The 1280-nt window shown below is 74.1% G+C and carries 2 protein-coding genes; one reads left to right on the top strand and one right to left on the bottom strand.

All coding sequences use genetic code 11. The features are described 5' to 3' along the window. Positions 1-397, top strand: a 397-nt coding sequence (locus AOK16_RS24905; protein ID WP_157859352.1) for an SDR family NAD(P)-dependent oxidoreductase, incomplete at its 5' end; no start/stop codon positions are given. Positions 398-534: 137 nt separating this feature from the next. On the opposite strand, the gene AOK16_RS24900 is transcribed toward AOK16_RS24905, so the two are convergent. Continuing rightward, on the bottom strand, positions 535-1251 hold the full coding sequence (locus AOK16_RS24900; RefSeq protein ID WP_169790961.1) for an FAD-dependent monooxygenase: 717 nt from the start codon (positions 1249-1251) through the stop codon (positions 535-537). Positions 1252-1280: the final 29 nt, after the last annotated feature.

Genomic DNA, 1280 nt, shown 5'->3' with positions numbered 1-1280 from the left:
CGCGCTGCCGCTGCTCGCCGACGGCGGCAGGGTGGTGTCGGTCTCCTCGGCGGCGGTCCGGGTCGCGGTCGCGGACGTGGCCTACACGATGGCCAAGGCCGCGGTGGTGGCGATGAACCGGACGCTGGCGCATCTGCTGGGCGAGCGCGGCATCACCGTGAACACGGTGGCCCCCGGCGCCGTGGACACCGACCTGACGGCGGCGGAACGGCGGGAGCAGCCGGAGACCAGGCAGGTCATCATCGACATGACCGCGCTCGGCCGGATCGGCACCCCCGCCGACGTCGCCGACGTGGTGGCGTTCCTCGCGTCGGATGACGCGCGGTGGATCACCGGACAGCTCATCGAGGTCAGCGGCGGCCTGTTCCTGGGGCTACCCCCGGGCCTGGCGCACTGACCCCGCGCCCCGAGCCGCTGACCCACACTCCGGAGCAGCTGACCCGCGTCCCCGAGCCGCTGACCCGCGCCCCGAGCGGCGAAGTGGAGTGTCCGTTGGCCCTGGTGGAGTTGGCCCCAGTGGAGTGTCCGTGGCCCCTAGTGGGAGTCGCCGAGCCAGCCCGCGTCCGACGGCGCGTCGCAGCCGACGAAAGTGTTCAGGAACGCCTGGGCGGCCTGCTCGTCGGCGGCCGTCCGGGCCAGGTCGTTGAGGAAGTCGGCGCCGAAGGGGCGCAGTTCGGCCTGCTCGCAGGTGTAGGCGAAGGCCTCTAGCCGCTGCGCGTCGCGGGTCGCGGTGTATCCCGCCAGCGCCTCGTCGAGCCCGGCAGAGCCCGAGAGTCCGGCGTGGAGGGCGTCGGCGAGCACGGCGGCGTCGGCGAAGGCGTCGGAGATCCCCTGCGCCGAGACGGGGTCCTTGTGGTGGCCGGCGTCCCCGGCCAGGACCCACCCCGGGCCGTGGGCACGCCTGCGGGCATTCCGTACGGCCGCGGCCCGGGGCGTGGACACCAACTCCGCGCCCGCCAGGGCCTGTTCGACCTCTGGCACCTCCCGCAGCGACGACGCGTAGAAGCCGGCCTGCGCCGAACGCCCCGGGCCGGGGGCCTCTTCGGGCGGGAAGACCAGGGACACCACGGTGAGAGCGTCGTTCGTCGGCCACAGGGAGATGCCGCGCCTGCCGCGGAACACCACGCGCACCCCCCGTTCCGCAACACCCGACCAGTAGCCGTAGAGGCTGCGCGCGCGGGTGGTCGTCGGTGCCGACGGCCGGAACTCGACCGTAGCGCGCCTGGTGAAGTCCCCGGTCGTGGAGGACAGGGGGACGCTCGCGCGCAGCCTCTACGGCT

Origin of the sequence: Streptomyces pathocidini (assembly GCF_001418495.1) — a bacterium.
GTDB lineage: Bacteria > Actinomycetota > Actinomycetes > Streptomycetales > Streptomycetaceae > Streptomyces > Streptomyces pathocidini.
Note: the sequence above shows the minus strand (reverse complement) of the source record. Positions and strands in the feature narration are given on the sequence as shown.